At 50.3% G+C, this 16684-nt stretch carries 18 protein-coding genes; 10 read left to right on the plus strand and 8 right to left on the minus strand.

Translation table 11 applies throughout. The features are described from left to right. Nucleotides 1–215: 215 nt before the first annotated feature. The 3 genes from H6F76_RS04705 to H6F76_RS04715 form a co-directional block, all read right to left on the minus strand. A complete protein-coding gene (locus tag H6F76_RS04705) occupies nt 216–455 on the minus strand; it encodes a hypothetical protein (RefSeq protein ID WP_190506371.1) in 240 nt (79 codons plus the stop codon). Between the two features lie 365 nt (nt 456–820). Then, nucleotides 821–2704 carry a CHASE2 domain-containing protein gene (locus H6F76_RS04710; protein ID WP_190506373.1) on the minus strand — a complete coding sequence of 628 codons (1884 nt, stop codon included), beginning with the start codon at nt 2702–2704 and terminating at the stop codon, nt 821–823. 89 nt (nt 2705–2793) lie between these two features. Continuing rightward, nucleotides 2794–3480, minus strand: a complete 687-nt coding sequence (locus H6F76_RS04715; protein WP_190506375.1) for a response regulator transcription factor — start codon at nt 3478–3480, stop codon at nt 2794–2796. Nucleotides 3481–3856: 376 nt separating this feature from the next. Between H6F76_RS04715 and H6F76_RS04720 the strand changes: the two genes are divergently transcribed. Together H6F76_RS04720 and H6F76_RS04725 are read left to right on the plus strand one after the other, a co-directional pair. Further along, nucleotides 3857–4447, plus strand: a complete 591-nt coding sequence (locus H6F76_RS04720; RefSeq protein WP_190506377.1) for a LuxR family transcriptional regulator — start codon at nt 3857–3859, stop codon at nt 4445–4447. A gap of 85 nt (nt 4448–4532) precedes the next feature. Then, a complete protein-coding gene (locus H6F76_RS04725) occupies nt 4533–4826 on the plus strand; it encodes an NfeD family protein (protein WP_190448350.1) in 294 nt (97 codons plus the stop codon). 99 nt (nt 4827–4925) lie between these two features. On the opposite strand, the gene H6F76_RS04730 is transcribed toward H6F76_RS04725, so the two are convergent. Then, nucleotides 4926–5225 (minus strand): hypothetical protein, encoded by a 300-nt coding sequence (locus H6F76_RS04730; RefSeq protein ID WP_190448351.1) that lies wholly within the window; start codon nt 5223–5225, stop codon nt 4926–4928. 139 nt (nt 5226–5364) lie between these two features. Between H6F76_RS04730 and trpS the strand changes: the two genes are divergently transcribed. Next, complete coding sequence (trpS, locus tag H6F76_RS04735) at nt 5365–6381, plus strand: tryptophan--tRNA ligase (RefSeq protein WP_190506379.1); 1017 nt, start codon at nt 5365–5367, stop codon at nt 6379–6381. 74 nt (nt 6382–6455) lie between these two features. Then, nucleotides 6456–7382 (plus strand): methylenetetrahydrofolate reductase, encoded by a 927-nt coding sequence (locus H6F76_RS04740; protein WP_190506381.1) that lies wholly within the window; start codon nt 6456–6458, stop codon nt 7380–7382. Nucleotides 7383–7531: 149 nt separating this feature from the next. Here the strand turns inward: H6F76_RS04740 and H6F76_RS04745 are convergent, their stop codons facing one another. Beyond that, nucleotides 7532–8053: a DUF937 domain-containing protein gene (locus H6F76_RS04745; protein ID WP_190448354.1), complete on the minus strand. Its 522-nt coding sequence runs from the start codon at nt 8051–8053 to the stop codon at nt 7532–7534. Nucleotides 8054–8276: 223 nt separating this feature from the next. Between H6F76_RS04745 and H6F76_RS04750 the strand changes: the two genes are divergently transcribed. Continuing rightward, on the plus strand, nt 8277–9902 hold the full coding sequence (locus tag H6F76_RS04750) for a GTP-binding protein (protein WP_190506383.1): 1626 nt from the start codon (nt 8277–8279) through the stop codon (nt 9900–9902). 18 nt (nt 9903–9920) lie between these two features. Here the strand turns inward: H6F76_RS04750 and H6F76_RS04755 are convergent, their stop codons facing one another. Both H6F76_RS04755 and H6F76_RS04760 read right to left on the minus strand, forming a co-directional pair. After that, the gene (locus H6F76_RS04755; protein ID WP_190506384.1) at nt 9921–10901 is read right to left on the minus strand and encodes an endonuclease/exonuclease/phosphatase family protein; all 981 of its coding nucleotides are present in this window, start codon (nt 10899–10901) and stop codon (nt 9921–9923) included. Between the two features lie 14 nt (nt 10902–10915). Further along, nucleotides 10916–11077, minus strand: coding sequence for a hypothetical protein (locus H6F76_RS04760; RefSeq protein WP_190506386.1), 162 nt, complete (start codon nt 11075–11077; stop codon nt 10916–10918). Nucleotides 11078–11573: 496 nt separating this feature from the next. On the opposite strand from H6F76_RS04760, the gene H6F76_RS04765 reads away from it, so the two are divergent. After that, nucleotides 11574–12554 (plus strand): ABC transporter ATP-binding protein, encoded by a 981-nt coding sequence (locus H6F76_RS04765; RefSeq protein WP_190506388.1) that lies wholly within the window; start codon nt 11574–11576, stop codon nt 12552–12554. Between the two features lie 83 nt (nt 12555–12637). Continuing rightward, on the plus strand, nt 12638–13060 hold the full coding sequence (locus H6F76_RS04770) for a fasciclin domain-containing protein (protein WP_190448360.1): 423 nt from the start codon (nt 12638–12640) through the stop codon (nt 13058–13060). 2 nt (nt 13061–13062) lie between these two features. Here H6F76_RS04770 and mscL read toward each other — a convergent pair whose 3' ends face one another. Further along, entirely contained in the window at nt 13063–13494 is a 432-nt protein-coding gene (mscL, locus tag H6F76_RS04775) for a large conductance mechanosensitive channel protein MscL (RefSeq protein WP_190506389.1), read from the minus strand. A gap of 277 nt (nt 13495–13771) precedes the next feature. Between mscL and def the strand changes: the two genes are divergently transcribed. The 3 genes from def to H6F76_RS04790 all read left to right on the plus strand — a co-directional run bounded on the left by def (nt 13772) and on the right by H6F76_RS04790 (nt 16191). Further along, a complete protein-coding gene (gene def, locus H6F76_RS04780; RefSeq protein WP_190506390.1) occupies nt 13772–14335 on the plus strand; it encodes a peptide deformylase in 564 nt (187 codons plus the stop codon). A gap of 119 nt (nt 14336–14454) precedes the next feature. Then, nucleotides 14455–14655: a hypothetical protein gene (locus H6F76_RS04785; protein ID WP_190448382.1), complete on the plus strand. Its 201-nt coding sequence runs from the start codon at nt 14455–14457 to the stop codon at nt 14653–14655. A 120-nt stretch (nt 14656–14775) separates the two neighbouring features. Next, entirely contained in the window at nt 14776–16191 is a 1416-nt protein-coding gene (locus tag H6F76_RS04790; protein ID WP_190506391.1) for a PrsW family glutamic-type intramembrane protease, read from the plus strand. Nucleotides 16192–16684: the final 493 nt, after the last annotated feature.

Consider the following 16684-nt stretch of genomic DNA (forward strand, 5'->3'; position numbering starts at 1 on the left):
ACCTGACCTCAATCGGATTGAAAAATGCTGGGCGTGGTTAAAAAGTCGTATTCGCAAACACTTACGTGCTGCCACTCCTTTGCGCGATGCGATGGAAACCGTGCTCAAGCAGGCTGCGTCCTAACTTCTATGGTGGTGGCTATATCAAACTTTTCCTGACGCAAAAAGCGCACTGTGCGTGAACACAATGCGCTGTTGTTTGAAAGCTCCGTAAACTAATGTCCGAGCGAGAAATCGCTTTGCGGTACGCTGACGAAACTCTGTGGAGTTCCGGTAAACGATGTAGGTGGTCTACGGGGCGGTGGATCACGCGGAGGCGTGTAAGACGGTAAAACCACTGTCGTCAACACTAGTAAGGAACAGAGAGCCTGTCCACCTTGAAGCAGTGGTGAGGCTTGAGGAAGCAAGCCTCTGAATCCAGAGGCTCTAATAACGTGTAATGGGTTTCGTGTCATGGTTCTGAAGGCGATGTACGTACATGATTTATGGGTTGGTAGATTACCTCGCCTCAAATATGCACTCTCAAAAAAGGGGTGAGAATGCAAACCTGGAACAATTGTGCTCAAACCTGGCTAAGAGACCGCTCTGAGACGATTTCAGGAATCCAGGTAAAACTTTTGCAAGTGCTTGCTGGAACTGTCTTGGTAGATGTCCCCAGTGCACCACTGAAGGCAGAGACGGTCAGCCAAGTGTGTGAAACGGTCCAGGCAACTGTAGGCGTAAGGGAAATGCGCCCTATACCTAGAGCTTAGGTCAGTTTTTTTGCATCAGGCTTGCAGAAAAGTGCCAACTTGATGACCGTATTGAGTACCAAACGTGCTTACTGAAACCAGGGTTTAGTGAGAGGAAAGGCAAGCTCGCAAAGGGTTCCTTGAGGGGAGGAGGTTTCGCGCTTAAACTTTCCGCCCAACCTGAAAGCAAGTTTACGAGCATGTTTTGTACCTTCGCCAGGAGTGGCTGTAGCGATGCCCTTGCCGTTATCAAAGACTCGCAAGCAGTACCATTTTTGGCTCTGTGTACCGGTGACATCGAGGTGGGTTGCGTCTTCAGCGTGTTTGCCTACATTGCACAAGGCTTCTTCGATGAAACGGCACAAGTCTCGCTTTTGATCGATCGTCAACGGTCGTTTTTCTAGCGGTTCAAAGTAGCAAGATGTTTTGAGGGTGGCAAACTGGGAGAAATCCGATCGCTCTAGAGTGTTGGTGTAGACCTCATAGAGCAGTTCATGCAGGGGAAGTTTGAGGTCGAGCTTGAGTCCACTTCTAAGGTGCAGGCTCTCCTCTTGCGTCAAGGCTTCTTGCTTGAGATGCTCACCTACCCCCCGAATTTCAGCATTGAGATTCTCCAGCGTTAAAAACAGTTGCTCTTGTGGCAGCTTGTTGTCGCGCCCTTGTCTAAGCAGACTGGCTAACGTTTGTAGTGGACCATTGTGAAGGGTGTTAAAGGTTTGCTCGATCGTGCGTTGGCGTTCATCCAGCCGAGTTTTGAGTGTTTTCTCATGCTCATAGACGTAGCTGTAGACGGCGGGGAGAACTACACTCAGATTGAGGACAATTAAGGCTGGCAGCACTGGTAACCACAAGCCTTGCAGCAGTAGAAGAGTATAGCTTCCCCCGACCAGGAGTAGATTGGCGATGCCAGCAGCAAAAAGAGTGCGTATCAGTCCGCGAGTCCGACGATCGATATAGACGCCAAGAATCCCCCAGCCTAAGATCCAGCCATATTCCCAGCCCTCTGTCCAGGTCGTCAAGAGCAGGCGTTGATCCAACACGGCGCTGATAATTTGGCTAACGGTGTGTGCCTGAATATCGAGCGAATTGGTTGGAGCGATCGCCGCTGTTGGGATGATGGGACGAATTTTGGGGTCTGTAATGCCGACAATGATGATGCGATCACGCAACCAGTTTGGGTCAACCTTGCCTGCTCTAACATCATTTAAAGAAAGCACGCGAAACGGCTGGTGATGCTGCCGAAAGTTGAGCAAAATCTGCGGGCTACCCGTCCCAACCCCGGCATATGCACCCGATGGCTTCAAGCGCGGCAGTTCGGTCAAGCCAAACCGCATGGCTTCCTTGTCACGCAGCCCATTTTGAAGGGTAAGATTCTTGTCTTGAGCAGTTAAATAGGTTTCAACCAACCGAATCGTGAGTGAAAACTTGTAAGCTTCGGCATTAAGCGGATCGTAGATGCCAAGTAGGGCGCGCCTTACATGGTTATTTGCTCGGTTGTCACCTTCGGGAATCAAGTCGATCAGACCAACCTGTTTGCCAAAAAAGCCTGGTGGCGGCGGAATTTGATCGGCAGCCGTTAGAACGGTCTCAGAGACAATCAGCTTCTGGCGCTGTTTGAAACCGGCAAGCCGTACTTTATCTGACTTCGCAATTTGGTTTTGTAGAATGTGCAGACCAATGACCGCAGGCTTGTAAGTTTGCAGTCTGTTCAACAGGTCTACTAGATCACGTTCTGGAATGGGATAGCCTGTCTGTTGGATGGCAGTAGCGTCGATGCCAACTAACACAATGCGATCGTCTTTCGATTCAGTCGGACGATGACGCAAAAACGCATCCAGCGTCAGCAATTCCAAACTTTGCAGAGAGCCTGTGAGCCGAGCCGCTATCACTAGCCCAATGACAACCATACCTGGCAGTGCCCAACGCCAAAGTAAAGCGGTTGCTCTCAGGCTATTCCAGAGGTTGCGCTGCATCGTCTTCGACTCCAGATTGTGAAAGCTATGGAGACTTACATGTAACGTTTTTAAGCGCTAACAATTAACAACTAACAACGGACAACCAATTAGTCAATCAGTCCTTCTTCCCTGGCGCGAATTTCGGTTTGAATGCGGATATTTTTGCCGTCTTGCTTGTCTTCATCAGGGTAGACTTCTAGCACATCTTGGATCTTTGTCCAGTAGTGCCGCACTGTGCGTTCAGAGACTTGCATTCGTTTGGCGATCGACCGATCTTGCAACCCTTCATGAAACGCAAGCTTGAGTACGGTGATCCAGTCAGGTTTCACCTCTAGCGTACGTCCCCGTCGAATATCTTTGGTGTGAGTAATGCCTTTGAGCGCCCAGTCTACTCGCGTCAGCATTTCGCGGCTGGAAAGACTTTTATCAGCGACGGTAAACCCAGCCTTGTGACGATCGATTTCGGGTCTGATGCGCACCAACGCTCTGACGTGCGTACTTTGAACGGTCAAATTGAGCGTAGGGTAGTTTTGCATCAACGTTTTCAGCAATTGCACGCCCGACTCAGCCTGGGCTGCACCGCCGTTTGTTTCGGGTAAGGAAAGGTCTAGCACAATCAGGTCAGGCATCTGTAGTTTTACTTGGCTCAACGTACTCGCGACGGTTTGAGCCGTCAGAATTTCTGCATGTGGGTATTGTTGCTTAAGTAGATCGATCGTGCCACCCAGAACGATTTCGTGATCATCAACCACTAAAAGACGAAGCTTGGCTGGTTCTGAGGGATTTTGGCTCATTGCCGACAACATAAAACGGAAAGAGCGATTGCATAAAGGTACCTTCAACTTTGCCGAAAACTACAGAGAAAGGCAAGCAGTTTGCATGAAGCTGCTTACAGAAAACTGCAAGGCTTGCCAACATTCTTGGCAATGAACTTGGCAGAGAGGGCTAATGTAACGCAACAAGCATTTTCATACAATCTGAGTTAATTCACCCAAACTTCAAATGATCCGGGAAAAAACGGTTGTCTTGGTGAGAAACCTGGACGTGATGTTTGGATGAAGCTTCGGTTAGTCATATTCACGTAAATTGCTCTGAATCACTGAAGCACTACTACAGACCCAGTCATCAGTTTGAAAGCAGCTTTGTACCCTTCTCTAGCCCCGGAGAACTATGCTAAGTCAACTAGAACAAACGAAATCATTCGCTCAAGACAGCACCCTGCTAAAAGGTGTACTTGAAGGTATTACTGATGGCATTTTAATTTTGTCCGATCGCGGTGAGTGGATCTATCACAACTACTACGCTCATTGCATTTGTCAACAGCTTAACCAGCACAACAATCAGGATTATGCAGGTGTGCCCACGGTGCCCGAAGCAATCTGGCAGACCTGTAAGGCATTGATTGAAAGCCGTGAGCTGTATGCTGATCAGCCGATTGTCATGGAGTCAGAAATTGCTTCCACTCGATCGCACACTTATCGGATTCGGGTCCGGTGGCTGACCTTAGATGACCTCAAACGCCCATATCTGGCGGTTTTACTAGAAGATCGGCAGCAGTCTTTGCAAAACCGGGCACTGGCTGAAGCCGTTTTGTACGATCTGTCACCACGACAAACAGAGGTCTGGCTTTTACGTCGTGCGGGATTCACATATCAACAGATTGCGCTCGAGCTTTACATCACCCTCAATACGGTCAAACGACATCTCAAAGATATTCGAGCGAAACAGAGCCTATCGATTGATCTAGAACGTCAAGCGTAAGCCTAAACCGCTGCGTTTGCTTTCTACCTGTTCGACGTTGGCAGCACCAGTACAATGCAAGCCCTTAGCCTCAGGAGAAACCACGATGTTAGCGTTTAATTCCATCAAGGCTTTTAATTCATTCCTCTTTAACGAGCCAATAGAGCAGGCTGCAACGTCCTTCCTTAGCGAAGCAGACCCCAACTATCGGGGACGGGCGATCGTCTCCGAAATCATTGCACCACACAAGCGAGGACGAGTGAAGTTTCAAGGTTCGTGGTGGCTCGCGCAGTGTGAACAAGATGTGACGCTTGCCGTTGGTGAGGTTGTGCAAGTCATTGGACGGCAAAACATTACGCTGCTCGTCAAACCGACTTCGCTATCAGCAGCGTCGTACTAGGAAAGGTTTAGCGGTTAGCGGTTAGCGGTCAGCTATCAACTTTTCGCTGACTACTAACCGCTGATTGCTAATCACATGCCCTTTCTATTCATCCGACCATTACTGCTCTTGCATCAAGCGCAGGTAGTTTTGTTGCAGTCGAATATTGTCTTGCGTCAGGCGATCACCCATTTCTTTCTCAGCATCGCTAATCTGCTCCCAAAAGGCAGTAGAGCGTCGTGCGGTCAATAGCTCCTGCCAGAGTGCGTCGATCACTTCTGCGGCAACAGCGTCTACGGCTAGATCGCTGAGTAGCTGTGCCATGTTTTGGCAAGCTGCTTCTTGCTGGGTCGGATTCCGTGCCAGTGAGAAACAGTCTTTCAGTTGAGCAAGCTGATTCTGAGTCAGAGAGTGGGTCATAATCAAACCAATGCCGTTTTGTTTGAGACCTGGAGCGCTTAGGCTCAGGAGTTTACATTTCTTAACCGTAGCTTTACTTACGGTACAATCAGCCTCACACTGACACGTCTACTTTTGGTTGGATTCTATTTTAGGGACTATGGCGAAGCAGCGGATTCTTTCGGGAGTGCAACCAACTGGCAATCTCCATCTAGGCAACTACCTGGGTGCCATTCGTAATTGGGTGGAGGGGCAACACCAGTACGATAATTTCTTTTGTGTGGTTGATTTGCACGCCATCACTGTGCCGCACAACCCCGCTACATTGGCGCAAGACACGTACACGATCGCGGCGCTCTATCTTGCCTGTGGCATTGACCTCAGCAACTCAACGATCTTTGTCCAGTCCCACATTTCGGCGCATAGCGAACTTGCCTGGTTGCTCAATTGCATTACCCCGCTCAATTGGCTCACGGATATGATCCAGTTCAAAGAAAAAGCCGTTAAACAGGGCGAAAATGTTGGCGTAGGGCTGTTGGATTATCCCGTTCTGATGGCAGCAGACATTTTGCTCTATGACGCGGATAAAGTGCCTGTCGGCGAAGACCAAAAGCAGCATTTGGAATTAACCCGCGATTTGGTCGATTCGTTTAATCACAAGTTTGCCAAGCCCAACCAGCCCGTCCTTAAGAAACCCGATCCGCTTATTCGAGCAGAAGGTGCGCGGGTCATGAGCCTAACCGATGGCACTAAGAAAATGTCCAAATCCGATCCATCAGAACTCAGCCGTATTAACCTGCTTGATCCACCAGATGTGATTCAGAACAAAATCAAGCGCTGCAAAACTGATCCGGTGCGCGGTCTGGTCTTTGATGACCCCGATCGCCCCGAATGCCATAATCTCCTGACGCTCTATATGTTGCTGTCTGGTCAGACGAAAGCAGTCGTTGCAGCCGAATGCCAGGATATGGGCTGGGGGCAATTTAAGCCCTTGTTGACCGAAACCGCGATCGCCCATCTCCAACCCATCCAGGCAAAATATCAGGAAATTATGGCTGAACCAAGCTACCTGGATTCGGTATTGCGTGATGGTCAGGAGAAGGCAGGGGCGATCGCCAATGCCACATTGCTGCGTGTTAAAGATGCTCTTGGCTACTCACGTCTTCCTGTAGTGTGAGGAGGGTGAAGCACCCTGGAGACCTATACTAATTTGTACGAGCGCGAGCTTTTGCGGCTCTTTTTTTGATTTGTATGTCTGATAACGCCACAAACACGACACGATCCCTAGCATCGACCTTCCGCGCTGCTGCTCAACAGGGCGACTTCCTCATTACGGCAGAAGTAATGCCGCCCAAGGGAGGAAACCCCGCTCATATGCTCGAAATGGCGCGATCGCTCAAGGGTCGGGTGCATGCGGTAAACATCACCGACGGTAGCCGAGCGGTATTGCGGATGTCGTCGTTGGCAGCGTCCGTACTTTTGGCGCAGGAAGGCATTGAGCCGATTTGTCAGATGGCGTGTCGCGATCGCAACGCTATTGGCTTACAGGGAGACCTCATGGGTGCCCAAGCGCTTGGCATTCGCAACATTTTAGCGTTGACGGGTGACCCCATCAAGGCAGGCGACCATCCCCAAGCTAAAGCTGTGTTTGAGCTAGAGTCGGTTCGCTTGCTGCAACTGATTCACAAGCTGAATGCTGGGTGTGATTTCAATGACAAACTGTTAACGGATGGCGCGACCGAGTTCTTTGTTGGAGCGGCGATCGATCCTCAATGTGGTAGCTGGTCAGGGTTGCAGCGTCGATTTGAGCGCAAACTAGCAGCCGGAGCGGAATTTTTTCAAAGCCAGTTAATTTCAGACTTCGATCGACTCGAAAAGTTTATGACCCAGCTTGCAGTCGGCTGCAACAAGCCTGTCCTGGCAGGTATTTTCTTGCTCAAGTCAGCGAAAAACGCACAGTTCATTAATCGTTGTGTGCCAGGTGTGCAAATTCCTGACCACATCATCGATCGCCTGGAACGTGCCGCTGATCCACTCCAGGAAGGCGTACTGATTGCAGCCGAACAAGTAAAGCAAGCCCGCCAGCTCTGTCAGGGTGTTCACGTGATGGCGGTCAAACGCGAAGATTTGATTCCGCAGATTCTTGACCTGGCAGGCATTGCACCGTTACAGAATTAGCGATCAGCCGTCAGCTTTCAGCGATTAGCTCTAGTGTTGCCACTGCTTCGATCGATCGCTGGTAAGCAATCAACGTCTACGAAACAAGAGACAATATCCTTTCGGCTGGCTGCTGATCGCTGATAGCTGATAGCTTATAGCTGACCAACCTAACGGTTGAAAAACTGACCCGCCATATTCAGCGCGTCGCCTAGATCAACGCTCCCATCATTATTTTTGTCCAGAAAGGCACTCAAGACAGGATTGCCTGCCTGTGGGTTTTCAGTATGTGCGCCACCCTGGAGGAACTTCAGCGCGAGGGGCACCAGGGTCGGCAGAATAGCTTGAATCGTTTGTGGCGGAAGCCCTGTCCGCTGAATCAAATCTTGTACGACTTGCTGCTGCATAACGGGTCCCAGAACAGCATTTACCGCTTGGGGATTTGGTCCTGTGCCGCTGTATTGATTAACCATTGCCTGTGCTTGTCCTGCTCCTCCAGTAGCCTGCTGCTGTTGTAGCGCCGATTGCACGTAGCCACCAACAACGGACACGAGCGTCTGCGTTGTGCCTGCATCAATGCCATTGCTGTTGCTCATTTGCTGGACAGTATTGAGAATTGAGCCAAGCTGACTTGGGTTTGCCTGCTGACTTGGGTTGCTGACTGCGCTTAAGACTGCATCGAAAAGTCCCATAAGATTCCTCATTCCAACATTTTTGACCACCACTCAAGCTACCAGAGCATAAACCGTCTAGCATCTCTCGGTTAGGGTAACTGTCTCATGCGTTGATCGCGACTGGCTTAATGATCTTTTAGGGCAGTGGACTATTAAGGCTAGCTGGCTTTAAGGGCAGTCAGGCACCTCTCCAAAAAAATCGGGGAACTAGAATGAAAGGCAGATGCACCACAAATAATTCATGCGCCTTTCGCGTCTCCTCACGCTCATTGCTGGACTCGCCCTTATTTTAGGGCTGGTTATCTGGCTGATTGATGCACTCACTCGGCTTTCCTGGCAGCTTTATGCCTACCCGCTGCTGTCTCAGCTCTTGCTGGTGCTCATCGTGACGCTACTGGCAGTTTTGATTGGAGCCTTGATCTATTATCTCTTTGTGCTGCCGCGTGCCTCAAAACGTCGTCAGCAAGCACGACGGCAGCCCCGTGTGCCTGCCGAGAAAACGGAGGCGGCTGAAGAAACACTAAAAGCAGTGCGACAGCAGGTGAGCCAGATTCAAGATGAGGTAGCGCGGCAAGAATTGTTGCAGCGATCGCGCGAAATTGAGCAAAACCTTGCGCGGGGCAACCTGCAAATTGTCGTTTTTGGCACTGGGTCAGCCGGTAAAACATCGTTGGTGAATGCCTTGATTGGGCGTATGGCAGGCAAAGTTGGTGCGGCAATGGGCACTACTGAAGTGGGCGAAACCTATTCACTAAAGCTGAAAGGCTTGCAGCGAGAGATTTTGCTGATTGATACGCCAGGGATCTTAGAAGCAGGCGTAGCAGGGACAGAACGCGAACAACTGGCACGGCAGTTAGCGACCGAAGCTGATTTGCTGCTGTTTGTACTGGATAATGACTTGCGACAGTCGGAATACGATCCGCTGCAAACCCTGGCAGAGATTGGCAAGCGATCGCTTGTTATCCTCAACAAGTCTGACTTGTATCGAGAGGAGGATCTCGACTTAATCTTGGCACGCTTGCAGGCACGTGTGCGTGGTTTGGTTGCGCCTGCTGATGTCATTGCAACGGCTGCTAATCCTGCCGCGATCGTGGTGGATGGTGAAACGCTTCAGCCTGACCCAGACATCATGCCGCTGATCCGCCGAATGGTGGCTGTGTTGCGGGCTGAAGGTGAGGATCTGATTGCCGACAATATCCTGCTGCAATCTCAACGGCTTGGGGAAAAAGCTCGCTATCTCATTGATGCTCAACGCCGACGACAGGCAGAGAAGATTGTCGATCGCTTCCAGTGGATTAGCGCCGGGGTCATTGCCGTGACGCCTTTGCCCGTAGTGGACTTGCTGGCAACGGCTGCTATCAACGCTCAGATGGTTGTGGAAATCGGGCGTGTCTACGGCTGCGATATCAACATGGAACGAGGACGCGAACTGGCGCTTTCCCTAGGCAAAACACTCGTCAGTTTAGGTATCGTCAAGGGTGCTATGACGTTAGTGGCAACAGCCCTAGAATTTAGCCTGGGCGGAATGTTGGCTGGGCGTGCCATTCAAGGCGTGAGCGCTGCTTACCTGACACGCATTGCAGGCAAAAGCTTTATCGAATACTTTCGTCATAACCAGGAATGGGGAGACGGTGGCATGACTGAAGTGGTGCAACGTCAGTTTCAGCTCAACCGCAAAGATGAATTCATGCGTGCCTTTGTGCAGCAGGCGATTACGCGCGTGATCAAGCCGCTTAACCTCGATCGCGACTCGTCTGACACTCAAGACCCAGCCTTGCTAACCGAAGTTAGGCTACCACTTGAACTGAAAGCCGAACTGCTGAAAGCCGAACTCGACTCAGAGTTAGATGATTGGCACCGATCGTAAGAGACACTACCCGGCGTTTTACGGCATTGCTATATCGACAATCAGTGGTAGGTGATCAGACCCAACCTTGCGCCCGAGTTGCGTTTTCAACACTACAAGCTCCGGACTCACCAGGCAATGGTCAATCGGAATCGCTAGCCACGGTAGCCAGCTACGAGGCGACCAACTCGGCAGAATGCCAAAGCCAACGCGGCTGTTTTGCAAGCCACTAGCTGCTTCTAACCGCTTGTAGTAAGGCGACCACATAGTGATATTTAAATCACCGATCACCATAACAGGTGCTGTTTGCGATCGCACATAGGGCACGATCGCAGCCAAAAGTTGATTACGCCATCGAAACAGTTCTTGCCGAATCGGTGGCGGTGGGTGAGCCGTCAGCAACGACAGCGTTTGTCCACCCTTACTTACCTGCGTGGCAAGACTGGCATATTTAAGTTGTCCCAAGAACTGTACTGACGGCTGTTGCAGCGGTAACGCACTATAGATCACATTGCCAAAGCCCGCACTCCTCGGTTCAGCGTAGGTATAGGGCAGCACATCCCGAATTGCCTCCAGCGCTTCCAACCAACGCGCGTTGACTTCCTGAAACACAGCAAGATCTGGCTTGACCTCTCTCACCAACGCAGTCACGCTATCATAGTCGCGATTACGCACCAGTACATTTGAGTGGAGCACGCGCAACGTGATAGCCGATGATGGAGCAATGATCGACGGTGGCACATACCATGGCACCACTTCAACCCCGTTAAGGACAATGCAGAATACGCTCAAGCCGATTAGCCAGCGTTGCCAGCGACACGATCGCCAAAGCCAAAAGCAGACAAACGCGCCGAGACTAACCACCAGATATTGCAGCTTAAAATGAGCCGTCAGATCCAATCGCCAATGGTGACTGCCCCCATTGCCAGCTAGAGACAGCAACGCTATAAGGCTGGTGCCAAGCAGCGCCACGATTGCCAAAGCCTTACTTAAGAATGATCGCTGCTTTGGTAATGCCATCTATACCTCAACCGTTAGCGGTTTATAACGGAGGCTGCCCCTTGCATCATCCAGCCCACAGGCGCAGGTATCATTTCACCACGCATATCCAGCAGTTGCACCACGACTAAATACGCAATGCTAAGTGCTACCGCGATCGCCCCAGTTACAATTGCTACAAGTTTGGAACGATCCATCCTGTTTCCTCTTCGCTCTCAGTACTTAAGTTAGTGTGTGCCTTCATGCACAATCTAGGGCTAGGGTTGAGTTCCTATAAGCTTTGCCCATCTCGATCGTCTTGACGACTAGCTTATCAGTTTGTTCAAAGCCTGTCGTGAGTCGCCTACCATAAGAGATTAAACTCAGGTTGAAACAATCTTGCTTTCAGCATAGTGATTGACTATTGATAGTGAGGTGTCACTACGCAACGCTCTACCAATCTCAAATGTATAAACAAAGTTTAAGCGTTTGGGCAGAATCTTGGCACATGCTCCTACCGCGATCGGATAATCAGCAACAGAAGCAAGGGCTAGTCGAGTTAAAAGATAGTAGTAGGCTCTAGACCAATGTGCTCTTCCCACGCTTCCCCTTAAAGTTCTTCCTACGCCTCAGCACGCCTAGAATAGCGTATTGGTTTTTCCAAAACGGCTCCTGGAATCTCTTGATCAGCAAATCTGCCAGACCCTTATTAGCATGGCTACCGTTCCCGACCCTACCAGCGACGTTTTTACCGTTGACCGCTCCACCGTTGTGGAAACCCACGAACTTAGAAAGACTTATCGCACTGGGTTTTGGCTAAACCAAAAAATTGTTTCCCTTAAAGGTTGCACCCTCAACGTGTTGCAGGGCGAAACGTTTGGGCTTTTGGGACCTAATGGTGCGGGCAAAACAACGCTCCTGAAAACACTCTTGGGGATTGTGCGTCCCAGTGGGGGAGGGGGACGCCTGCTAGGGGTACCACTGGGCGATCGTGCCATTAAGCAACGCATTGGTTATTTGCCCGAAAACCCCTACTTCTACGACTATTTGACTGGATGGGAAACGCTTCAGTTCACCGCTGGGCTGTTCCAGATTCCGCGATCGGTACAGAAACAGCGCATTCTCCAACTGCTAGATCTGGTTGGGCTATCGCTGTCTGCTGCCCGCAAGAAGCAGCTTCGGCAGTATTCCAAAGGGATGCTGCAACGCATTGGCATGGCGCAGGCACTGATTAATGACCCAGAACTGGTGTTTTTCGACGAACCCATGTCTGGGCTAGACCCAATGGGGCGCTATCAAATTCGCGAAATTATTCTCTCGCTTAAAGATCAGGGCAAAACGATTTTCTTTAACAGCCATGTGCTGTCTGATGTGGAACTAATTTGCGATCGCATTGCCATTCTGGCTAATGGTGAGTTGATTTGCAGTGGTTCCCTACAGGAATTACTGGGCACTACAGAAACCTACACCATCAAAGGTCGGGGTGGCAGTCTGGATGTCATCAAAAAACGTATGCTGAACCTGGATTTTCGGGATGGCTACTGGCAAGGGCAACTCAACGGTGATCCCTACGATTTTCTTGCCAGTTTAAGCTTGATGGGTGCCCAAATTGTTTCGGTCGATCTAGCACGCCCCTCCCTGGAAGAATTTTTTATGCAGCAGCTTAACGATCGCGGTATCCGTACGAGTGGCTAGCGTCAGGTATCTCTTGTGGCGGATGTTGCCTGACGCTTTACCTTTTATCTGTAGGTAGTACAGTCGTCGAAAGGGAACAACGCATGGCAAACCTGGTGGAAACAGCCGCTCAGGCAGGTAATTTCAAAACGCTACTGGCAGCCGTTGAAGCAGCGGAACTAGGTGATCTGCTCACCAGTGAAGGACCGATCACTGTACTTGCTCCAACAGACGAAGCTTTTGCAAAACTGCCTGATGGAGCATTAGATGAGCTATTGCAGGATCACCCCAAGCTTAAGCGAGTGGTAATGTATCATCTGCTATCAGGCGATGTGCGATCAGACGACCTGGCACAGATTGACGAAGCGCCGACAGAAGAGGGATCAATCGTAGCGATCGAACACAGCAACGGCAGTACCCAAATCAACGATGCCACAGTGGTAAAAATGGATATCCTGGCTGCTAACGGCGTGATTCACGTCATTGATGCCGTTTTAATGCCTACTATGCTGGGTGGTCACTTGTAACGTTACAGGTTGCGTGTTTCTAGCGCTCTAGAGAGTCGATCGAGCGCGGCGGCTGTACGCTCTTGGGCAACGATCGCTGCATCAAGTACAGGAGCCTCTTCTGCGATCGCTTCCTGACGAGTCAGTCTGTTTTTTGCCTTCTCAAACGCACGGATGATGAGGAAAATGACAAAGGCAATCACCAGGAAGTTGATCACGGTCGCCAGAAAAACACCGTATTTGATGCCGTTTGCTGACAGTTTACTAATGTCATCTGCGCCGACAGCTGTCAACGCCGGTTGTAAAAGCGCTGGTGTGATGATGTCGCTTACTAACGAATCTACAATCTTGCCAAACGCACTACCAATGATCACAGCCACTGCTAGATCAATGACATTGCCTCGAAACACAAATTTGCGAAAATCAACCCAAAAACCACTGTTTGCTCGTGTCATGACTCTTCTGTCTTCTCCACTAAATTGTGGAGCTAGCGTTGATTGGTGCATTGTAAGCTTAAGCAGCTGCCCAGCAAAATAATGCTGGCTCCAGTAGGTGGAAGGCGGCAGGCAAAGGGCAAGGGGCAGAAGGCGAAAGGCACAAGGTGGCTAGGAGCTAAAGCTGAAAGCTGAAAGCTAAAAGTCAAAAGCTGATAGTCTGCCGTCAGAATTAGCTACTATAGAATTAAGGCGGAATCATTCCGACATCAGACATTCGCTGCGAGTATTTAGAGTCATGACTGCCGAGGTTTTGGTCGAGAAAAAGAAATTAGCAAAGCCACCGCTAGAGATTTATCGTCTAGGCGATCGTGTTTTGCGCCAGCCCGCTAAGCGCATTGCTAAAGTTGATGCTGAGATTAAACAGCTCATTCGTGAAATGCTGCAAACGATGTACAGCGCTGATGGTATTGGGCTAGCAGCACCGCAAACGGCTGTAAACAAGCAGCTCATTGTCATTGACTGCGATCCAGAAGAAGCTGCCACGCCACCCTTGGTTTTGATTAACCCGGTTGTAAAGCAGGCAAGCCGTGACCTATCGGTGACTCAAGAAGGGTGCCTCAGTATCCCGGGGGTTTACATGGATGTGAAACGACCGGCTGCGATCGAAGTTTCCTACAAAGACGAACACGGTCGCCCGCAAAAGCTGCAAGCTACAGGACTACTAGCCTGCTGCATCCAGCATGAGATTGATCATCTCAACGGTGTTCTCTTCGTTGACCGAGTAGAGAATGCACTGTTGCTAAACGAAGCGTTGGCTAAACACGGCTTTTCAGCACAGGCAGTTAAGTCCATTGCCTAGCCATCCTGCTTATTGATGCGGTGTTGTTGCAACTGACTCAACTTACCTGTCAATTAACACGTCCTTCGGCTTTAGTGTGAGTCGAAAGCAGCCTGCAAAATTCAAAAATGTGAGATTAAATTAGCGTGACTCCAAAGAGTGGTGTGTTTCTGGGCGGTTCGTGCATTACTGCGATCGCTGCCGTTGGTTCGGTCTTCGAGCTGTCATCGGGGCTACCGCAGTTAGGCTATGGTCTGACCAGTGTAATTCTAGCGATTAGCGTGCCGTTAGCGATCGTGTTTTTCCTTGCGGCTGTAAAGGATACACGAGCAAACCAGTAAGCCACTAGACAGAAGGTAGGGTGTAGGGTGTAGGGTGTAAAGAATAGGAAACGCAACTACCACTGCTCGGTACTTTTTATTGCCTCAGACCCCTTACAAGCTGGCTAGAATTCCCCGACAATGACGGGAACGGATCGCTACACAACATTTTTGCGGCTGTTACCGACTGGTGACAATGCTGGAGAACAAGCCCGCTATCCACTCTCAACAACGGAGAGTGTTGTACTTGGGCGTGATCCACACTGTAACGTGGTTCTTGATCCGCTTGTGCATCGTGCAGTATCGCGGCGGCACGCAGAGGTGAAACCCATTCTTGGGTTCGAGTCACCTGCTGGCAACTGCTTTTGGCAGCTTTGCGACCTTGCCAGCGCAAATGGCACTTTTTTGAATGGAGAGCGGCTGAAAGATTGTCAGGTACTGCAACCGGGCGATCGTATTATCCTGGGGCAGGGTGGTCCTACTTTTGTCTTTGAATGCCAGCCAAAGGCTAATCCTGCTCAACCCCTAACGCCGGCCCCAGCGTCAAGCAACCCACCAACTGCAACGCGACGAAAGCGAACCGCTGCTTCCACCCCACGGTTGTCAGCAACCAGCCCGCCGCCCCGCCGCCGTGAACCAGATGCTATTAGCCTGACGCAGCTCTTCCCCATCCTTTCTACAGGGCGACAGCTAACCCACAAAGCCTATCTGCTGCCGGGCGGCATTACTGTCGGCTTTGTCGTGCTCATGTTTGCGGCTGTTGGCAATCCGCTAGTTTTCAACTTGCTGTTGGCGGCTTACCTAGCTGGTGCAGCGTATTACTTCGTCTATGAACTGTGCGGCAAGCGTAAGCCGTGGTGGATTCTCGCAGGCGCAGCTTTAGTCACGCTGTTATTGCTGGTTAGTCCTGCATTGACGCTGTTTGTCTTTGTTTTTCGGCAGGTGTTACCCGGCGAGTTGCCCACGGGTGATACTCCAGTTGCCTTCCCAATACTGCTCATCAAGATGTTTTTTGGCGCAGGACTGATGGAAGAGCTGCTAAAGGCAGTGCCAGTCTTTGCGGCATATTTTCTAGGTACACAGTTGCGATCGCCCTACCGAGAGCGTATCGGCGTTTGGGAACCGCTGGATGGCATTTTGCTGGGCAGTGCATCAGCCGTTGGCTTCACATTACTAGAAACGATGGCACAGTACCTACCTGAAGTGTACAAAGCCACGTTGTCGTCTGGCGAAGGTGCGGCTCAACTTGCTAGCTTGCAACTGTTGATTCCACGTGTTCTGGGTTCGGTAGCAGGGCACATGGCGTACAGCGGTTATTTTGGTTATTTCATTGGGTTAAGCGTGCTGCGATCGCGCCGTCGCTGGCTTATTCTGGGCATTGGCTACCTTACCTCTTCTGGTCTGCACGCCCTCTGGAATACGGTTGGTAGCATTAGTCCCGTTTTTCTAGCATTGGTTGGTCTGCTCTCTTACGCCTTTCTCGCTGCTGCTATCCTCAAAGCACGGGAACTGTCACCCACGCGATCGCAAAACTTCGCCACCCGCTTCTACAAGTAGTTTTTGGTCGAATGTACACTACTGCACAAGCATCGAGATGTTTTCAGCTTTGCTATAAGCTAACCCGTAAATGCTGATGGCAACGCGTTACAAGCTTATTTGGATAGACGACCTTCTGAGAACCCAAATTCACGGATTTACAAGGCTAAAGACGATGTAGCTAAAGCTGTTTCCATATACTTAGAGAATAAAAGGCAGCAAGAAGCTTCCTAAAACTATCAATCTTTGGCTTACGCCAAGATGCTATGAAACTAACAGCTTTCTAGCTCAGATTTTTGCAAACCAGCCCACACCAACTTCAACAGACTCAATCATTGTTATCTTGACACCAAGTTTGCTATAAGCTAACCCGTAAATGCTGATGGCAAAGCGTTATAAGCTTATTTGGATAGACGACCTTCTGAGAACCCAAATTCACGGGTTTACAAGGCTGAAGACGATGTGACCAAAGCTGTTTCCATATACTTAGAGAATAAAAAGCAGCAAGAAGCTT

The organism is Leptolyngbya sp. FACHB-321, from assembly GCF_014695975.1.
In the GTDB taxonomy this organism is placed as follows: domain Bacteria; phylum Cyanobacteriota; class Cyanobacteriia; order Leptolyngbyales; family Leptolyngbyaceae; genus Stenomitos.